General features: G+C 58.9%; 13 protein-coding genes. 2 read left to right on the top strand and 11 right to left on the bottom strand.

The window, feature by feature from the left end; translation table 11 throughout:
* The first annotated feature begins 13 nt into the window (after positions 1-13).
* Complete coding sequence (locus tag TBK1r_RS03055; RefSeq protein ID WP_145207474.1) at positions 14-1243, top strand: aminotransferase class V-fold PLP-dependent enzyme; 1230 nt, start codon at positions 14-16, stop codon at positions 1241-1243.
* A gap of 21 nt (positions 1244-1264) precedes the next feature.
* Complete coding sequence (locus tag TBK1r_RS03050; RefSeq protein ID WP_145207473.1) at positions 1265-2551, top strand: sulfotransferase family protein; 1287 nt, start codon at positions 1265-1267, stop codon at positions 2549-2551.
* 97 nt (positions 2552-2648) lie between these two features.
* On the opposite strand, the gene TBK1r_RS03045 is transcribed toward TBK1r_RS03050, so the two are convergent.
* From TBK1r_RS03045 to TBK1r_RS02995, 11 genes are all read right to left on the bottom strand, one after another.
* Positions 2649-3644: a glycosyltransferase family protein gene (locus TBK1r_RS03045; protein WP_419581519.1), complete on the bottom strand. Its 996-nt coding sequence runs from the start codon at positions 3642-3644 to the stop codon at positions 2649-2651.
* Positions 3637-4008 (bottom strand): hypothetical protein, encoded by a 372-nt coding sequence (locus TBK1r_RS03040; protein WP_145207471.1) that lies wholly within the window; start codon positions 4006-4008, stop codon positions 3637-3639. The genes TBK1r_RS03045 and TBK1r_RS03040 overlap by 8 nt, the downstream gene beginning before the upstream one ends.
* A 124-nt stretch (positions 4009-4132) precedes the next feature.
* A complete protein-coding gene (locus tag TBK1r_RS03035; RefSeq protein WP_145207470.1) occupies positions 4133-6868 on the bottom strand; it encodes a serine/threonine-protein kinase in 2736 nt (911 codons plus the stop codon).
* A 116-nt stretch (positions 6869-6984) separates the two neighbouring features.
* Positions 6985-8046, bottom strand: coding sequence for a chemotaxis-specific protein-glutamate methyltransferase CheB (gene cheB, locus TBK1r_RS03030; protein WP_145207469.1), 1062 nt, complete (start codon positions 8044-8046; stop codon positions 6985-6987).
* A gap of 13 nt (positions 8047-8059) precedes the next feature.
* Complete coding sequence (locus tag TBK1r_RS03025) at positions 8060-11023, bottom strand: hybrid sensor histidine kinase/response regulator (RefSeq protein WP_145207468.1); 2964 nt, start codon at positions 11021-11023, stop codon at positions 8060-8062.
* 20 nt (positions 11024-11043) lie between these two features.
* The gene (locus TBK1r_RS03020) at positions 11044-13593 is read right to left on the bottom strand and encodes a methyl-accepting chemotaxis protein (RefSeq protein ID WP_145207467.1); all 2550 of its coding nucleotides are present in this window, start codon (positions 13591-13593) and stop codon (positions 11044-11046) included.
* Positions 13590-14210 (bottom strand): chemotaxis protein CheW, encoded by a 621-nt coding sequence (locus TBK1r_RS03015; RefSeq protein ID WP_145207466.1) that lies wholly within the window; start codon positions 14208-14210, stop codon positions 13590-13592. Before TBK1r_RS03015 ends, TBK1r_RS03020 begins: the two co-directional genes overlap by 4 nt.
* On the bottom strand, positions 14207-15691 hold the full coding sequence (locus TBK1r_RS03010; RefSeq protein ID WP_145207465.1) for a CheR family methyltransferase: 1485 nt from the start codon (positions 15689-15691) through the stop codon (positions 14207-14209). Before TBK1r_RS03010 ends, TBK1r_RS03015 begins: the two co-directional genes overlap by 4 nt.
* Positions 15691-16155, bottom strand: coding sequence for a chemotaxis protein CheW (locus tag TBK1r_RS03005; protein WP_419580913.1), 465 nt, complete (start codon positions 16153-16155; stop codon positions 15691-15693). Before TBK1r_RS03005 ends, TBK1r_RS03010 begins: the two co-directional genes overlap by 1 nt.
* Positions 16156-16308: 153 nt before the next feature.
* Positions 16309-17352 carry a glutathione synthetase gene (locus TBK1r_RS03000; RefSeq protein WP_145207463.1) on the bottom strand — a complete coding sequence of 348 codons (1044 nt, stop codon included), beginning with the start codon at positions 17350-17352 and terminating at the stop codon, positions 16309-16311.
* The gene (locus TBK1r_RS02995) at positions 17352-19286 is read right to left on the bottom strand and encodes a flavohemoglobin expression-modulating QEGLA motif protein (RefSeq protein WP_419580912.1); all 1935 of its coding nucleotides are present in this window, start codon (positions 19284-19286) and stop codon (positions 17352-17354) included. The genes TBK1r_RS03000 and TBK1r_RS02995 overlap by 1 nt, the downstream gene beginning before the upstream one ends.
* Position 19287: the final 1 nt, after the last annotated feature.

The following is a 19287-nucleotide window of genomic DNA, read 5'->3' as shown; positions in this document are numbered from 1 at the left end:
TGTGGAGACGCAGATGAATTCCAAACGAGGCAACCCTTCCGACCGGCCCTACTCGTGGCCCGAAGTGCGTCGCCAATTTCGACTCGCGCCCCATCTCGTTCACCTCGCCCCGATGCTGTTTGCCTCGCATCCCCGCCCGGTGCGTCGCGCCCTGTCCAGGTATCGAAGAATCCTGGATCGCAACCCGAAACGGGCACACGACGATTTGGAAATCAATGATGTGCGCGTTCTTTGCCGAGCGGCATCGTATTTCGGCTGCTCGCCGAATCAGATCGCGCTGACCGACAGCACGACGATGGGGCTGGGACTGGTACTGACCAGTTTAGATCTTGACGAAAACGACGAGATCCTTCAAAGCGAGCATGGGCATTATTCGTCAGATGCATCGATCCGCTACGCGTTGGATCGCTCCCGAGCCAAGCGGTTCGAAAAAGCACTTTATGATCACCATGCGCCCATGGACGCCAGTGCGGACGTGATGGTCAACCAATTGCTTTCCGGTGTCAGCGATGCCACTCGCGTGGTCGTGGTCACGTGGGTGCATTCATCAACGGGTGTCAAGCTGCCGCTGTCCACGATCGCTCAGCGCATCACCCATCTGAACCAGGACCGCGCCGCCGAGCAAAAGATTCTGTTGGTCGTCGATGGCGTCCACGCGTTGGGCGTTGAAGATTTCAACCTCCAGGAGGGAAGTTGCGACTTTTTCATCGCCGGCTGCCACAAAACCCTGTGCGGTCCACGTGGAACCGGCATCATCTGGGGCAGCGAAGCGGGCTGGAAACGCGTTCGCCCCACGATTCCGCCATTCGGAGCGGAACGTATCGAATGTTGGCGCAAGGGGCTCGTCGATTCCGCCGCCATCGGGCGACGGATGACACCGGGCGGCTACCATAGCTATGAATACCGCTGGGCACTCGCCGATACCTTCGATTTCCAGCTCGCCATCGGCAAACAACGCATCCAGCATCGGATCCACCGTTTGGCACAGTTTTGCAAACGGAAACTCGCCGAGATGCCGCACGTCGAATTGCTGACTCCGATGTCGCAAGACCTGTCCTCTGGAATCGTTTGTTTCAACGTCAACGGTTGGGATCCCAACGAACTCGAAACCGAACTGTCTCGCAACGGCGTGATTGCGAGTGCCAGTCCCTACAAGAACCCCTGCATGCGATTCTCGTTCGGGCTGTACACCAACCGCCGCGACATTCGGGCAGGGCTTTCCGTCATCGAATCGCTCGGTTGAAGACCTGTTGGAGAAGCCAGTTTGACGATTCATCGCATTGACGTGGACTACCACGAGAATCTGGACGACATCCTGTACGGCTTTGAACTGCATGAGCCGAGCCCCGAAAAGGAGATCGATTCCAATAGCATACGTCTGGACGGTTGGGCGTTGGCCCGACGTGGCAAGGTTCGCCGTCTTCAGTTGATGCATGGCGGGGTCCCTTGGAAAACCATCCCCGTCACACTTCACAACGAGACCGCGGCGAGCCGACACGCGGACGTTCGAGGTGCGTCGACGTGCGGTTTCCGTTGCAGTTTCGGAACGTTGGGACTGCCGCCACAGTTTCAAATCGACGTGTTCGCGGTCTTGCAAAACGGTCGACGCGTGCCTTGCGCCGCGATTCGCGGCGAGCGAGATCCCCTGCGACCCGCCTACGCCCCCAAGCTTTCTCCGCTCACGATCACGTCGCTCGCCAGAACAGGAACCACGCGGGCCATGCAGACGCTTGCGCAGCACCCATCGATCGTGCTCGACGCCCAATACCCGTTTGAAGCTCGTCCGGCCGGGTATTGGTTTCACATGTTGAAAATTCTTGCCGAACCATCATTCGGAAAGAACACGTTCGAATCCGACCTTAGCGTTCTACCGCCGTGCCCGTTTAACAGCGAAGTCATCTCTAATCGGCCGACCCTGGGCGACTGGTTCGGTAACGCCTACATCAACCGTACCGCTGAATTTGCGCTGCAGAATATTGACGAACTGTACGGCGAAATCGCTGCGATCAATCACAAATCGACCGGCGTCACGTACTTTGCCGAAAAGTCACTTCCGTGCCACCTTCAATGGATCGCCCGCGAACTGTACCCAAACGCCAAGGAAATCATCTTGATTCGCGATTTTCGCGACATGGTCTGTTCGATGATCGCGTTCAACCACAAACGCGGCTTTGCTACGTTTGGTCGAGAGAACGTGGAAAGTGACGCGGAATTCATCCGCATGAAACGGCACGACATTGCCCGACTGTTAGCAGTCGCCGAAGCTCGCAAAGAACATTGTTTGTGCGTGCGATACGAAGACCTGGTGCTGGAACCAGAATCCACGTTGACGCGGATCTTCGACTATCTGCAGATCGACAGCGACTCGGCCACCGTCGCGGGCGTCATCGAAGCACACCGGCTGATCTGCCAAGACTTGGACTTTCATCGGACAACGGCCGACGAGCGCGCTTCGGTGGGACGATGGAAAACTGATCTGCCGCAAAAGTTGCGTGTGCTTTGCGACGAAGTCTTTGGCGAACTGCTGCAACAAGCCGGATACGACGTGTAAACCGAGTGGGAGAGGCTTCCTGCCTGTCGCGTACTGGAACGATTCCGTGAAAACCTATCCCACAGGCAAGTTCGGCGACTTGTTTTCCGTTCGATCCTCAGTCCGTCAATAGCTTTTGAATTTCGCCCAAAAGCGTCGAGGCGCGATGTTGATAGAGATGCCCCTGCAACACAATTTCCTGGGCTTGCCGGACTTTCTGCTGCCTCTCCGCATCCGACTCGATCGCCTCTTCGAACACTTCCCCAAAGCTTTCGATGTCATCAAACAGGTAGATCGCATCGCCGAAAATTTGCTCCACCTCGTCGCGGCGGTTGCTGATCAAGGCGGGCCGTCCCAACCCGGCGACCTCGTACACCCTCGGGCTTGCCGACTGTGGTCGCTTCTCTCCCGCATCGCGAAAAATATTCAGCACCAGTCTGCTTTGGCTGTACAGACTCCACTTCTGTTCGGCAGACACGGTGCCGGGAATGACTCGCACGTACTCCAGATCCTGGAGCCCATCACGCATCGTCGGGAAATGCCCAAAAATATCAAAGCGATGTTCGTTCAGTTCGCAGTACATCGCAATTTGCCGGATCCATTCCCAGCGATCTTCGAAAACGGTGCCGACGAAGACGAGATCCCGCACCCACGGATCGTCGTCCAAGGCCGGCGGAAACAACGTCGCCGTCGGTAGATAGGCCGCTTGGCCATTGGCACAGGACAACTCGTTTGTAAACCGCGTCGAATAGCAATCTCGCATTCCGATGTCTTCATAAGGATCGTCCGTAGCGATCAAAATGGTCGGCATGCCGCGTCGGGTCAGCGATTCGACGACCCAGCTGCGCGTCTCCCGAAAGTACATCCCGCTGATGAAGACGACCGCGTGGACGCCATTTCGAATGTCCATCGCTTTGCCGATCAGATCACTGCCGAGCAAATTGGGGCTGAGCAATTCCAGGATGGAAAACGTCGGATAGGGCAACACGTTCGCCCCCGCCTCGGTCAGTCCTTCCAGATAGCCCTCCCACACATCTCGCGTCGAAAACGGGGCCGCATCGGCAACCAACATGATCGTTCCGTCTTGGAAACTCATTCCGCCGTCTTCAGTCATTGCCACCAAAATACCCCGTGTAAAGTGAAAAGTCTTCGTTGTGCTTGGTAATCTCCAGGTAGCTGAAATCGGCTCCGAGCAGGATGCCCACTTCGCGTTGTCGCGCCTGGCGGATCCGCCCGATGCGTCGCCGGTTCTCGCGTAAACGATCCGCCAAGCGGTTGATGCGTGCGGTGAATTCTGCGGTGCTAAGAACGGATCGTTCGTCCGCGATCGTCCGGACGCGTTCGCGTTTGAGCTGAAGCTCGGCTCGCCGGACGCGGATCCGTGCCGATTGAAGCCGAGTGGTGGCCAGTCGATCCGACAATTCCACCAACGGCTGCATGGTCTGTCGTAACGCCCGGCGCTGTTTTTTCTTGCTCATGCTACACACTCTCGGAGGAAGAAATGACGTCGACCCATAGATTAACGGAAACTCGCTGCCGCGTTGTGATGCGAAACCCCAAAAAATTGCACAGGGTCTCCTGCATTTTTTGTTTTGAAGGCGCTCAGATGCGTCCCGCCGAATGCCGCTGCAGCAACCGTTCGGCGCTTTGAAGAGCATTCTGTAACTCCCGAGTCGGTTCGTCGATGTTTCGCATCACCTCGGTCAACTCGGTCGCTTGTTGAATCAACTCCTCGGCGGCACGCTCGTCCCCGCTTTGACGTCGGAGTTCAGCCAGATCGAGGGAAACACGGATGTTCGCCAAGATCACCGAAGGCTCCGCCGGGACGATCCGGCTGAGCTGGTGATAGAACTCCTGTGCGGCAATGAAATGAAGGATAGCGGATTCGTTGTTGTTGATGGTCTTGGCCAGCGCACCTGCCACTGCATGCTGGGATGCAAAGTTTTTGAGCCGGTTCTTGTCCAGCGTGACCGGGTCCGCTTGATTCCAGCTTTTCAATCCGATGTCAAAGTGTTCGAGGGCCTCGTCGCGTTTTCCCAATCGCATCAGGATTTGGGCGCACCGCGTATGAATTCCCCCCTTGGCATCCCGGTGGCCGCGGCGATGGGGGTAGTCACGAACGACTTCATCGATGAACCCCGCCGCCGCGCGGAAATGCGCCGCAGCAGCGACATCGTCATTCTCCGCTTCGTAGATCTGCCCCAACGAGCGGTGGCTAGCCGCCAAATCACGACGCAACGAAAACGTCTGATTGGGCGATGGAAACTGAACGACCGTCGAAGGATGAAAACGATACGCGTCGGAAGCAACACGTTGCAGCGCCAGGCGTTGCTTCAACAGATCCTCGTGAATCTGTCGTGATTTTTCGAAGTCACCATGCCGCAGAAGCATGTCGGCCAATTGATGTCGATTCCAAATAAGCGACAACGTCACCACCACCGAATCGGGGCGATTCTCGCTCACCGCGCCGAGTAGCTCGATTGCCCGCAGGTATTCTTGTTCGGCACGTTCGGGTTCGTCTTTTGCAACGTACATCCGCGCCCGCAAGTTGTGCGATTTTGCCAACCCAAAACGCCGTCCGCGCTCCACCGGGGGTGCCGCGCTGTCAATTTCGATCGCGCGTTCAATGGCGTCTTCACACACGTCCCACTGAGGGTCTCCGTCGACGGACATCTGTAGAATCGTTCGGGCGACACTACGGTAGCTTTCGGCCAACTCTTCACTGGTTCGCACATCGCTCGAGCCGGCCAGCGCGGTTTCAAACTGTTCGATCGCCGACTGAAACGCCGCCAGCGCAGCGGCCGGGTTCTCCAACGACTCATGCAAGTATCCCATGCGAGTCCGGATGCGCCCGTTTTCGATCAGGCTGTCGGCATCATCACCGTTGGTGTCGACGAGCTGTTCGTAGAGTTTCAACGCCTCGTGAAGCAGCTCTTGTTGGATGGGGATGAACTCGGGCTCCTCGCGCTCGATCACACGGCTCAGCATCACTTCCACCGCTTCGATGGTCTTGTCAAAGTTTGCGGTTCGGCGTTCCAGGTGACGCAATGCCGTCTTTTGGTTGTGATTGGCGCGGATCCACAGACTGGTGATCGCGACCAGACTGACCACAATCAGCACGGCGATCGCGGTCGCCAGCGACGAAACCACGGGGTAGCGTGCGCACAGCCGCATCGCCCGCTCCACCCGCGTGACCGGCCGCGCGTGGATCGGCTTTTTCTGCAACCAGAGTTCGAGATCGGTCGCCAAGTCTTTGGCACTCTGATAACGCCGTGCGGGAGATTTTTGCAGACACTTCAGACAGATCGTTTCCAGATCTCGTGGGATCGCGGGCCGCAACGATCGGGGACTGGGAGGGTCGACATAGATCACCTTCTGAATCACGGCTTGGCGGTCGCCGCGAAATGGCAATTCAGACGTCAACATCTGAAACAGAATCACTCCCAGAGAATAAATATCGCTGCGAGCGTCGGCGATATGCGAATCACCGCGTGCCTGTTCGGGCGGCATGTAGGTCGGCGTGCCCAACACGCTGCCGTGGGCCGAAAGTGTCGCATGGGCCAGTTCCCGCTTGGCCAAGCCGAAATCGGTGACGTGGGGTTCGCCGTCCTGATCGATCAGGATGTTGGACGGTTTCAAATCGCGGTGAATCACGCCCCGGCAATGCGCATAATGGATGGCATCGGCCAACTTGGCACACATTTCCGCGACCTGCTTGACCGTCAGAGATGATGCGATGATCAATTTGGACAGCGTCACACCTTCGATCAATTCACTCGCAATCAGCGCTCGGTCGCCGTAAAAATGCACTTCGTGAATGGTGACGATGTTCGGGTGCTGGAATTGCGCCGCGGCCCGCGCCTCGCGTTCAACCATCTTTCGATTGAATCGATAACTGACGTCATCACGCGGGATCTTGAGCGCAACGAAACGATCCAGAACCGTGTCGTAGGCTTTCCAAACCTGCCCATAGCCACCGATACCGAGCAACTGCAGCATCCGGAACTTGCCGATCGTGCTCGGCTCGGCCGCCGATTCCACCGATTCCGCCGTCCCCGTCGACGGGGTTTCCTGATGGTCGTTGATCGTCAGGCCAGCCAACGTGCGATCAAAAATGGAGAACGCCTGAAGCTCGGATCCGTGTTCCTGGTCGCTCACCAGGACTTGTGTTTCGCCCGACTCCAACCGCCGTTCGGCGTCCAGAAGCACTTCGATTTCGCGGCGGATGTCCTCGGGCAGACTGGACGATTCAAGTAATTCGATCTGACTGCGGCGATCAAGCCGGACCGCTTCTGAAAAGAGCGCTTCGATCGTTTCGTCGCGTTGCTCTGGCGTCATCGTGTCATACCAAAGTTGACGTTGGAGTTCAGCATAGGCGTCTGACCGGCCGCGTGTCGCGATTTGGTGATTGTAACAAATCCTGCGCCCATCATCGATGACCACCTCGATCGCCGTCAATTGCCGGAAGGGCGGTTGACGACCAATTGGTCCAGACGTGGGCCGATCGCATCGAGGGGAAGAACCGAATCGACCGCACCGGCTTCGATGGCGGCACGCGGCATCCCGAACACCACGCACGAAGCTTCGTCCTGAGCGATCGTCACGCCGCCGGCGTTGTGAATTTTCATCAGCCCCTCGACACCATCGTTGCCCATCCCGGTCAAGATCACGCCCACCGCATCGCAGCCGAACGCCTCGGCGACGGTCTCGAACAGATGCGTTCCGGCGGGACGGAAGCCGCCGATCGGAGCCGCGTCGGAGAGTCGAATGCGTGATTGACTGACGCCGAGATGTCGATCCTGGGGCGCAAAGTAAACCGTCGCCGGCAACAAGGGCTCATGATCCTTGGCAATCTTCACGTCCAGCGGGATGACCTCGTCCAACCAGTTCGCAAAACCGTCCATGAATCCGTCGGCGATATGCTGGACAATCAGTACCGGAACCGAGATATCGGTCGGTAGCGCGCCGAGAATTTTAACCAGCGCGGGCGGCCCACCGGTCGAAGCGGCGATCGCAATCACGCGGATCCGGTGTGGTTTGGTCAGATAGTCCGGTGGAGACACCGCATGGACCTGATCGGACTGTTTGGGCATCAGATGTCGTCGCCGCCGAATGACAAAGACACCTGCCATGGCTTTGACGACTCGGACCACTTCCTTTGCACGGGCGTCGTATTCCGGGGATGCCGGTCCGACCGGTTTGAGCAACAGGTTGACCGCTCCCGCTCGCAGCGTCTCCATCGCCGTCTCGACTTCGGCGGCTCGACCGGCCCCGGAAATGATCACAATCGGCGTGGGTTCCTCGATCATGATTTCACGGGTTGCGGCAAAGCCGTCCATGACCGGCATGTTCAAATCCATCGTGACCACATCGGGTTTCAACTTTTTGACCTGCGCGACCCCTTCGCGTCCGTTCCTGGCAAAACCGACCACCTCCAGGTCCGGATCGGATCCCAAAATGGTTGCCAGAACCTCACGCGCCGTCGGTGAGTCATCGACGATCAAGACCCTCGGCATGCTCTGCGGCTTCCTAAATAAGTTGGGCGACGGTTTCGAGCAGATGCTGTTGCTCGAAATTTCCTTTCACGATGTAGGCGTTCGCGCCGGCCTGAACGCCCCGCTGTTTGTCGGCATCGGAGCCGCGTGCGGTGACCAGCACGACCGGCAAATCCGCCGCCGATTCCAGACCGCGCAGCGCCGCGGTCAATTCGAATCCGTCCATCCTCGGCATATCGACATCGGTGACGAGAATGTCAAACGGTTTTTCCTGGATCAGCTCCCACGCTTGTTGCCCATCGGCGGCCGTCGTGACCTCATAGCCGGCCGATTCCAGGATATTGCGCAACAGCACCCGTGTCGTGACCGAGTCTTCGGCCAACAGCAGCGTTCTGCCATGGGTATCCGGCCCGGCGACACTTTGTTTGCCCGAGCTCATCGACGTCCGCGATGCCGCCAACTGATCCAGCTTCAGCCCCAGTGCGGTCCGAACCACGTTGGCCGCGTTGATGACCAACGCAATCTTGCCCGTCGGCAGCAACGTGCAGCCAGAAAAATGCCGCAGCCGACGTACCCGCGATCCAAGATTCTTGACCAACACCTCTTGCTCAGACAAGACCTCGTCCACGACCACCGCGACGGACTGGTCGGCGACCTGCAACACGATGGCAAGCCCCTTGGTGGCATTCCCCGCCAACAATCCCTTCGAGGGCAATCGCAACGTCTGGGCCAGCGACGCGACCACCATCGGAGCCTCACCAAGAAGCAGAGAATCACGGCCGGCCGAGGAGCGGAGGTCGTTGGGGCCGAAACGCACCAAACGCTGAATCGCCGAGGTGGGAATCGCGTACGTCTGGTCGGCGACCTTGACCATCATCGAACGAATCGTGGTCAACGTCAGCGGAACGTTCAACGTGAACCGGGTTCCCCGACCGGGCTTGAACGACACATCGACCGATCCGTGCAAGGATTCCACTTGGCTTTGCACGACATCCAAACCGACGCCGCGACCGGAAATGTCGGTGATCAGTTTCGCGGTCGAGAACCCTGGGGCAAAGATCAAGCGAGCTTGTTCTCGCGGATCGTCGGGAACCTCGATGTCTCGTTTTCGCGCGATCTCGCAAATGCGTCGCAGATCCAGTCCGCCGCCGTCGTCTTCGACCCGCACCTGAACCTGGCCCCCACGCAGTTCCGCCGAAACCGTAATGGTTGCCCGCTCCGGTTTGCCCGCTCCCTGACGCTGCGACGGAGACTCGACTCCGTGATCGGCGGAATTTCGGACCAGGTGCAAAAGCGGATCCTTCAGCCCCTCCAACACCGACCGATCGACTTCCACCTCGGCACCGACAATTTTCAACTCGATCTTCTTATTGCCACCGGTCGCGATGTCACGCACGGCCCGTTGCAGCCCTCCGCAGGCATCCGAAAACGGCAACATTCGCACGTTGTAGACTTCGTCATCCAACAGGCCACAGGTTTGTTGAAGCAGACGGTTATCCGATTCGATCGCACTGGCCAGCGCGTCCAGTCGCGACGAAAGTGCGGTCAATCGACTGGCGGTGTGCTCGATCACCGCAGCAATCCGCCGCGGATTGGCGATGTCGCGATCGTCGAACGTCCGCTCGCCCAAATCACGCATCGCCTGTTCGTTCTCACGCCAGGTTCCCCGCAGTTCCGCGGCCAAGTCACGCACCGCCGCGGCGTCCTTGGCGCGAAATGCCAACCGACCACGGGCCACGAGCAGTTCGCCGCTGTGCGAGAGCAATGCATCGAGCTTCTCCGCGGGAACTCGAATCGATGCGCCCGGGTCGGATTTCACTCGCTTTGTCGGCGGCATCTTTCCCTCGGTCTTTGCCCCCGAAGCGACCTCGGCTTGGGGCTGGACCGCGACCGCCGCCGGCGGTGCCTCCGCCACCTGCTTGGGCGCGGCAGGATTGAGCGGGGCCGACTCGGTTTCGACGTCATCGGCTTCAGGCCGCGAACGCTCAGCGGCCGCCGCCGGCTCCTCCGATCCCGACAGCAATTCGTCGATTCTTGATGTCCGTGATTCGATCTCGCCCAGATCCAACTCGCGGCCCGATTTGAGCTGATTTCCCGAGTCGCGAATCACATCGACCGCTTCGAGCATCGCGGTTGCCGTGCGTGTGGAGTATTCCGTTGTCCCCGCGCGGATCGATTCCAATTCATCTTCCAATCGATGGCACAGGGCTTGGACCGGCGCGAGTTTGACCACGCCGGCGGCCCCTTTCAAACTGTGTGCCGAACGGAACAAACTCGTCAACAGTTCGACCCGTTCGTCAGGATCCGTCACGCTTTCCATCGCAATCGCATCCCGGCTGAGACTCGCACAGCGGTCTTCGAGTTCTTCCAGGAAGACGGGAAGCAATGCCGCGTTGATGGGGGGCATTTTGGGTGCGGCTTCGCGTTCGGTTTCCTGCGGCTCCACCTCGCAACTCGGCGGACTTTCGTCAAACTCAAAATCGTCATCGTCGTCGAACGCTTCGTCGTCTTCGTCGACCGATTCTGCAACCCCCGCGTCCTCCGCCGCTTCGCTTGCGGTGTCGACGTCAGCCGTAGCCGCGTCTTTGCCGGTGACTTGGTCGGCCAATCGCTCCAACTGAGGCAACATGTCGGTCAACGGCGCGCCTTCGATCCCTTGCTCGGCACGAATTCGCATGCCGATCTCTTCAATCGCGTCGACGACCTTCAACAAAATCGATGTCGTTTCTTGAGACAGCGTCTGACCAGAGTCGCGATAGTGCTCGAAAATGTCTTCCAGCCGGTGGCAGGCGACATGGATCGGATCGACGTGAACCACCGCCGACGCCCCCTTGAGACTGTGGGCGGCGCGAAAAATCGACGTCCAGGCCTCGGCCCTTTCGTCGGCGGAAAGGTTGTTCTCCAACGCCAACAGATCTCGCCCCAGGCTACTGACATGCACGTGCAGTTCATCCAGGAACGTGGCCATCAGTTGCTGTACGAGTTGATCACGGTTCATCGGGTCGATTTCCCATGGGTTTAGCGGTCGGTCAGTGACGCTAATTCGTCACTCAGCGAGGCCAGGTTTCGGGCAGCATCTTCGATATGCCCGATCGCTTCGACACTCTGTTTGGTGACCGTATCAATGTTGCGGATCCCGTGATTCAGCTGTCCCACGGCAGCGGCCTGTTGATTGGCGGTCGCGGATATTTGTGACGCCGTTTGCGCGGACTCGGCCAACGTCGTCGCCAGCGAATGAATGGTGCCGCCGGCTTGGCCGATGACTTCATTGGCATCGTGCACCGTACGCGTTCCCTGTTCGGTGGACAGGACAGCGGCATTGGTGGCTTGTTGGATTTCGCTCAGGATCACACGGACCTGGGCGGTGGCCCGCTTGGATTCTTGCGCCAACGACTTGACTTCGGCGGCGACAACCGCGAACCCCTTTCCGTGTTCTCCGGCGCGAGACGCTTCGACCGAGGCGTTGAGTGCCAGAACGTTGGTTTGCTCGGCGATTTCACTGACCGTCGCGGTGATTTCACCGATCGCGGTGGCGCGTTCGGCCAGCGACAACATGCTGTCGGCGATCGACTCGACCTGCAGCTTGACCTTGTCCATCGCTTGGACCGAATCTTCGATAGCGCGGAGCCCGACGTTGCCGATTTCATCGGTATGCCGAGCGGACTTGGCGACGTCATCGGCCCGCAACGCGGCTTGTGCCGCGGACTGCGCAATCTCATCAGCGGTCGCCACGACCTGGGCCACCGTTGCCGCTTGCTCCTGTGTCCCGGCGGACTGCTGACTGGTGGTCGCGAGGATCTGCTGCGTGGCCACGGCCAATCGATGCACGGCATTCTGAATGGCCTGGAACAGTTTCACGCGTTCGGCTTCGGCCTGCTTGCGTGCGGTGATGTCTTGGATCAGCCCGATGAAGACCGTTTCGTCGTGGCGTTTCAATTCCGAGACGCGCAGCGAGATCGCGAACGTCGATCCGTCTTTGCGGACCGCATCGAGTTCACGGTCATGTCCGATGATTCGGGCCTCGCCGGTGGCGAAGTAGCGACGCAGATAACCGTCATGTTGTTCGCGATGCGGTGAGGGCGTTAACATCGAAACGTTGTTTCCGATCACCTCATCGGCTCGATAGCCGAACAAGGTTTCGGCGGCCAAGTTGAACGACGTGACGATTCCTGAAGAGTCGATTGTCACCAGACCGTCGGCCGTCGCATTGAAGAGCGCCTTGGTTCGGGCCTGTTGATCGGAAGCCTCGCGAATCATCGCGTTCAGCTTTCCCGTCATCGAGCGGAATGACGACTCCAGCTTTCCCGCCTCCCCCATCCCGTGCGAGACGGCGATTTCAGTTTCCAAATTGCCGGCGGCGATTTGGTCCGCCGATGCCAACAGGTCCGACAGCGAAGCGGTCAGTTTTCTGGCGATAAAGAACACCAGCAGCAAGGCGGCGAGGGTAACGATCGATCCGATCACCACATAGGTCGTTGCCAATTCATTGACGCTCGCCAGTGACGTCTCGCTGTACTCGCTCAAGGCCACGAACCAGAATCGGCTCGTGTCTTCCGGTGCGTTGTAGAACATCCGTCGATAGGTCGCCACCATCCCGCGGCCGTCGGGTCGCTCCGCAGCCAAGACGAATTCGGCGTACGTGTCCAAGTCCCGATCATAGGCTCCCGCGGTATTGCGACGCGCCAGACGTTCGGCGCGGACGGGGCGGACCTCAGTGAAAATCGACGGGCTGAACAGTGCAAATGCGTCGGCACCACTGGAGTACAGAAACTGCATCGACTCGTCAGCAATTTCGATTTTCAGGCTCTCGAATTCCCGGTCGCTGTCCATTCGTGACGGGTTAAACGCGACCGCACTTTCCAGTAGTCGACGCCCATCGACGGTGATGATAAAGATGCCCTTGAGCGTCTGCCCGTCGCGGCCGGCGCCGGCAGAAAAAAAGGGCGTGCAGAAGTGAACGGCCACCTTCCCCAACCGGTCTTGGATCATCGGCGAAATGTGTACCTGCCCCTGCTTCAGACCGGCCGCCGACAAGAAATACCCTTCCGTGGCGATCGCCGCGATCCCTTCGGTGATCAGCACCGATGACGTTCCCTGCTTCTCCACCGCCATCACGCCTTCGCCGTCGGCGTCATACACCGCGCAGCGGATCCGCTCGGGATAAAACGCCATTTGCGCCGAAACGATTTGCCCCAGCCGGGTGATCCAAAGTTCGGTGGTCGATCCGACTTGGACCGGATCTTTCCCGGGGTTGATCTCGTTTTCCCAGCACCTGACGATTCCGGGGATCGGTGGAAACGTGGGGATGGTCAGCGTGTCCGCTCGGGTCTGGTCGACGACGCTCATGATCTGATTGGCGACCGCGTCGGTTTCCGCCCGCATCTTGTCCAACGTCATGTCCGTCACGACGTCGCGACTGCGGTTGAATGCGATCCGTCCCATCGCAGCCATCGAGATGACAATCGCAATCGCCGTCAACGCGCTAAACTGCCAACGCAAGGAGATCGATTGAAATCGTTCGGACCAACTCATGCCGGGATGCTCGATCGAAGGGGGATGGTCAATCAAGGTTGATCGTTCTGATCAATGTAAATTCGGTCGCATCGAAGCAACGCGTCGCCGTCTAAAATCATGACCGCATCGGCGGTGCAGCCGACCAACAGATCGACGACACTTCCCAATCCGCCGCTCGGTTCACGGATATCTTGTTTGCGGATCGTGGTCACGTGCTCCAGTTCGTCCACCAGAATCGCACACTCGGGTTTTTCCGTCCCCAGAACCAGCACCTGGGAATCGCGTTGGGTTTGGCCGGAAAGCCCCAGGAAACATCCCAAGTCGATGATGGCCGTGATCTCGCCACGCAGATTCGTCAGCCCCAAGAAAAAGTCATCGGTATCGGGAATCGGCGTGATCGACTGCGGTTGCATCAGCGCCAGCACGAATCGCGTTTCGATTGCCGCTTCTTCGCTGCCGAGACGAAAGCGAACCACTTCAATCAACTCACTCGTATCGATCACGCGCTCGGGAACACGAGCGAGTTGCCGCGACCGTTCGGCCATCAGCGACTTGATCTGCGCGTCGGACAGGTTTTCCGCGCTGCGGAGCGACTCTTGTGCACGCGATAGACGCTGCTTGATGCCTTGCCAGTCGAATGATTCCCTGGGCGATCCTTCGTTGATCATCATGGATCTCGCCTCGATTCGATTCGTGACAGTTGTGACTGCGCCGCGACGGCGATATCGGCTACCGTCTCGCCGTTGGACATCGGCAACACATCGTTCGGATTCCCGAGGGCGCACAGTTCACAAACCCGACGAAAGTGTTTGCGTGCTGAGACATATTGTCCCTGCCGGCGCTGGATGGACGCAAATAGAAAATGCGACATCACCGAAGATCGGTTAAGAAAAATCGCCTTTCGTATCGATTCGAGTGCCATCAGCGGCTGATCCGCATCGGCCAGTAAGACTCCATGGAGATAATGCAGCTCTTCCACCAACGGATGCCGCACCGTGGCCGTGCGACAGATTTCAAGCGCCCGGTCCGGATCCGTCGCAGCGACCAATTTAATCTGTGCCAGGCACGCATCGGAATCGTCCGCCCGTTCCCGCGCCGAACGCGTCTCCCCGAAATCGTCGCCGGCGTTGAAGCTCGTGACCGAGGCAAGGTGTTTCGTCACAGGGTCCGCGGGCGCAGGAAAGGGTGGCTTGGCAAGCAGTGTCCGAGCAGTCAGTGTTCGAGCAGTCAGTCTTTCGGACGCCCGTTCGGTCGACCGCTGGCGGGCATCGAAGTCCGTCAAGGGGCTGGAACGCGATCGCCCGCTGGCCGCCGTTTTCGCCGCCGATTCGGCATCCAGGGGACGGCGATAGAACACACCGTGATCGCAGGCAACGACCTCATAGTCGGCATGTTCGACCAGCCGTGGATCGCCCGACGCCGTGATCAACCATCCGCCGGGCGATAGGGACTTGAACAAGCGACGACTGATCTCACGAACCGTCTCGGCCCCGAAATAAATCAGCACATTGCGACACAGAATCAGATCCATGTTGCAGGTTCCGTTGGCCGAAGAAGGATACGTGTTGGCCGCTAAATTCAACCGCTGAAATTGAACGCGTCTCTTGATGCGTTGCGACAGGGTGAACTGATCCCCGGACTCGGTCACGAAGGGGCGGACCGCATCGGAGGCTTGACCACGAAACGACCAGGGACGAAACACCGCTCGCTGCGCCTTTTCGATCGCGGCGGAGGAAAGGTCCGTGGCCAAAATCGTTGACGAGACGTGTTCTTGCGTGAACACGATCGCCAAGGAATAGGCCTCTTCGCCCGTCGCACATCCCGCCGACCAAGCGCGAATCGGCTCGTGATGTCCCGAACGCGTACGGAAATCAGGAATGACCTCCTGGCGGATGAATTCGAAGTGTTGGTGCTCGCGAAAAAAATACGTTTCACCGACGGTCAATTGATCGATCGCGTCGGAGAGCAACTGGGGATTCCTTTCCAAACGGCGACGAAACTCCGTAAAGCCCTCAACGCAATCCATCTTCATCAGTCGCCGAAGCGTCGTCATCGTGTGCCGATGTTGGTCTTCGCGGAACTTGAGCCCGGTGTGTTTCGTCAACCAATCCAACAGGTCTCGAAACTCGGACTCGTTTTCCGCACCACTCATCAGCCTTTCGCCTCCCTCGCCGGCGCGGACGAAACGATGGACGCCAATTCCGCCCGGTCGTCGGCACTCAACAAGTCCCAGGGATTGAGCAATTGGACAAACCCGAGCGTGGTCTTGGCCAGCTGCCCGGTCGGCTCGGAATCATCCTCCGCTCCGTCCGTCGCATCGGACTGCAGCATCGCGAGATCGACCGCACGATCGGCATGCAAGGCATAGCACAAGGCGCCGTCGCGAATGATCACCAGGTGATCGGTATGGCGAACCGGCATCGCCGCCAATCGCAGGCACTTGCGGGTGTCCAGCACCGGAACCACCTCGCCGCGAAGATTGATGATCCCCATCACGGTTTCGGGGACCCGCGGCAGCGACAGAGGCGTCACCGCGCGGACGACTTCGACCACCAAATCGGCCGATACGCCAAGTTGACGCTCATCAATCTCGAAGACGAGGATGTTCTTCGCCACATTGACCTCGATCGGGGCGCAAACGCCCGCAAGCAGCGGAAGTCACCGAAGGAACGAAACGACGCTGCCACTATTCTACTGTGAACGCAACGACAGCGTGCCCATTCGGACAGAGGAGCGGAAAAACAAGCACCGCGTGCAACAGCCGCGTACTTACAACGTACACATTTCGACGTTGTCGAAGTTCCGTCCGTAGTACTGCATGTAGTGCACTTTTCGTTCGATCGCCTCAATCACGTGCGCCGAAAAGTTCACTTTTTCGAACTGTTGGGCGCTGCCCAGCCCGCCGGGGCTGAACACGTTGATTTCCATCAATTTGTCACCGACGATGTCCAAACCGACCAGGAACATGCCGTCTTGAACCAACTTGGGACGCACAATCTCCGCGATCCGAAGCGCGGTGTGGTCGATTTCGGCGGCCGCCTTCTGGCCCCCGGCATGAATGTTACTTCGCATGTCGCCACCACTGCGGACGCGTCGAAACGCAGCGTACTTGCCTTTCACGCGGAGCGGTCGACCATTCATCACGAACAATCGGGTGTCCCCCTGTTCGGCCGCGGGCAGGAACTCCTGGGCAATCACAAAACCGTCTCGGCTAACCGCATCGATCATCTGGTTCAGGTTGGGGATGTCTTCGGGACGCACCAAGAAAACACTCGCGCCGCCGGAACCCTGCAGCGGTTTGATGACGATCTTTCCCTCTTCCTTGGCGAACTGTTTGATGTCTTCGCGGTCACGGGTGATCAGCGTTTTCGGCCGCACCTCTTCGGGAAACAATTGAAAATACATCTTGCTCGATGCTTGCGACAAACCCGTCGGATCGCTCAACACGATCACCCCGTGACGCATCGCGGTCCGGGCAAATTCGCTGGCCGTGGTTGCCGCCCAAGGTCGCGACAAATAGTCGTCCGAGGGAACGTTGCGTAGCATCAACACGTCCAGCTCGTCGACGGTGACGCGTTTGCGAACGGCCTTCTTGCCTTGCAGGTCCGCCGTGTAGGTGTCCGAGTTGCTATACCGTTGCTTGGGAACCGAACTGGCCCGGGCGCGAATCATGCCGTCGGGGTCGTAGGCCAAATCGCCCACTCCCATCACCCAAACTTCATGTCCAAGATTGACCGCCGACTGGCCCAACCGACTGGTCGTAAAATTGCCCGCTTCGGTGGTGACGTCGTTAACGAGGAAGCCGATTCGCATTATCTACCCTTTTCGTTGTCGAGAAGATCAAGGACTGTGGTTCGGGAATGGATGCCGCCGAGTCGCGTTTGCGCCTCCGGCGAATCAAGGTACTTGGGTCTCAGCGCAGCCGGCCGCAGGATGCCTCGAAACAGCAACTCGCGGACGACCGGTACATGTTCGACTGCGATCTTGCCGATCAACAGCGGTTCGACTTCACCACCACCGCCCAAATAGTCCAAGATTTCGACTAAGCCCTGCAGGTACAACGCGTCCTTGGTCAATCCGCCGCCACGAAACACTCGCATGGTGATCGTGTAGGCCGTCCGCGGCTCGAATCCGAACCCGTCGACGAGCTGCTCAAAGACACTGACGAACGTCTCGCCCCGTATCATACCGTCGACGGCGATCACGCGCGCAGCCAGCGTTCTCAACCGCGCCTCGCTCAACCCGCCGACCAGGTACTCCGACAGCACCGCCAGTCCCTCTTGCAACGCGTCATAACCCGACAAGCCGACCTGCAGCAATCGCAGGGGCTGAGTCGCGCCGTTGAAATAGGTGACCAAATGCGTTCCGACTTCATGTTGCAGCAGCGCGTCGGCGCGTCGTTCCGCGATCCGAGTTTCGCGGCCGATCAACAGTTCCGCGCCGGCCACCATCAACCCCGAAAACATGTCGTCGCGGACGCTGGCCTGGGCGAGAAACGCGGGCGATTGAGACCGATAGTATTGGATTTCGGCATTCGCCAGTTGAGCAAATGCGGTTGCGTCGAGCATCGGCAACTCCCTGGACGCGGAGTCGCGATTGGACAACGTTTGCAGGATCCCGAGGGACAGCTCACGAAGTTTCGGTTTGACGCCCTCAAAGACTTGCAAACTGCCCGGCAAAAAACGATGGGTCCCGATATCGGCGAGCATCGAAATCTGTCGATCCAACTCTGACTGGGCTTGCCGGAGCACATACGACAACGTCGGATCGGTCACCCGCTCGGTCGGGATCTTCATCAACCGCCGCTTCAGCAGCAGCGGGTCAACATCCAACGGTCGGTACTGAAAGGCCGGGGTTTTGCGGAACCCTGATTCCGAAAACTTGTCCCAGGCCCGCTCGGCATTGATCGGCGTGACCAACAACAGGAACTTGAATTGTCGGCTCAGGTCGGCCAACTGGCGATCGATCACCAGCACTTGCTTGGACAATCGACTGACGCCGAGTGAAAAATAATGCTCCGGTCGAACCTCTGTTCGATTGAGCGCGAACGCAAAGAAGCCCTTTTTCAGTGAATGAGAAACATCGCGAACAAACGTTGTCGCCACGCGATCGTAGACTTCTCCGGATTCCGGATCGCGATAGACCGGTCGGACCTGCAACCCCAAGACATGGCATCCGATCTTGGTTTCGATCGCTTCGCGAATCAACGACGTCATCCCGGGCGGATGATTCTGAGCGTGCATGTTGACTTGCACGGCGGCCTTCTTGCGATGCAGACTGATCTGCTGCAATGCAAACTGCAACGTCGCCACCGTGCCTTCGGGTCGATGCGGACGCCGCGTCAACAATTGAAACTCCGGACGCGGCAACTCGATCTCGCCCGTCGACGGATCGTACTCCGGACGATCTTCGCCGGCCCAGACTTCGAGGATCAAAAACGAACCGAGACGCTCGATTGCGGTTTCTGCAATCCGGAGGACCAGACGTTTTAGCCCGGCCCGTACGGGAGCCGTCCCGGGGGCGCACAGGAACGACGCCTCGGACATCACCAGCCGCGCCGTCCCCTCGTCGCGTCGTCGAGGGTTGCGGCGATAAACACACAGAAACGGCAACAGCCGGTCCATCTGCAGTATCCCGCCGCCGGGCAACCGCTGGCGAATCCGCTTGTCCTCGGCCAACCGCGCACAGATCCCGTCGATGACGGAATCGGAGATCGCTTCGTGGTCTTCGCAGACGTCAGACGGCACT

The organism is Stieleria magnilauensis, from assembly GCA_007753675.1.
GTDB lineage: Bacteria > Planctomycetota > Planctomycetia > Pirellulales > Pirellulaceae > Stieleria > Stieleria magnilauensis.
Note: the sequence above shows the minus strand (reverse complement) of the source record. Positions and strands in the feature narration are given on the sequence as shown.

Coding starts and splice junctions, on each gene's coding strand:
- TBK1r_RS03055 (WP_145207474.1), top strand. CDS start 14: ATGAATTCCAAACGAGGCAACCCTTCCGACCGGCCCTACTCGTGGCCC.
- TBK1r_RS03045 (WP_419581519.1), bottom strand. CDS start 3,644: ATGACTGAAGACGGCGGAATGAGTTTCCAAGACGGAACGATCATGTTG.
- TBK1r_RS03040 (WP_145207471.1), bottom strand. CDS start 4,008: ATGAGCAAGAAAAAACAGCGCCGGGCGTTACGACAGACCATGCAGCCG.
- TBK1r_RS03035 (WP_145207470.1), bottom strand. CDS start 6,868: ATGACGCCAGAGCAACGCGACGAAACGATCGAAGCGCTCTTTTCAGAA.
- cheB (WP_145207469.1), bottom strand. CDS start 8,046: ATGCCGAGGGTCTTGATCGTCGATGACTCACCGACGGCGCGTGAGGTT.
- TBK1r_RS03025 (WP_145207468.1), bottom strand. CDS start 11,023: ATGAACCGTGATCAACTCGTACAGCAACTGATGGCCACGTTCCTGGAT.
- TBK1r_RS03015 (WP_145207466.1), bottom strand. CDS start 14,210: ATGATGATCAACGAAGGATCGCCCAGGGAATCATTCGACTGGCAAGGC.
- TBK1r_RS03010 (WP_145207465.1), bottom strand. CDS start 15,691: ATGAGTGGTGCGGAAAACGAGTCCGAGTTTCGAGACCTGTTGGATTGG.
- TBK1r_RS03000 (WP_145207463.1), bottom strand. CDS start 17,352: ATGCGAATCGGCTTCCTCGTTAACGACGTCACCACCGAAGCGGGCAAT.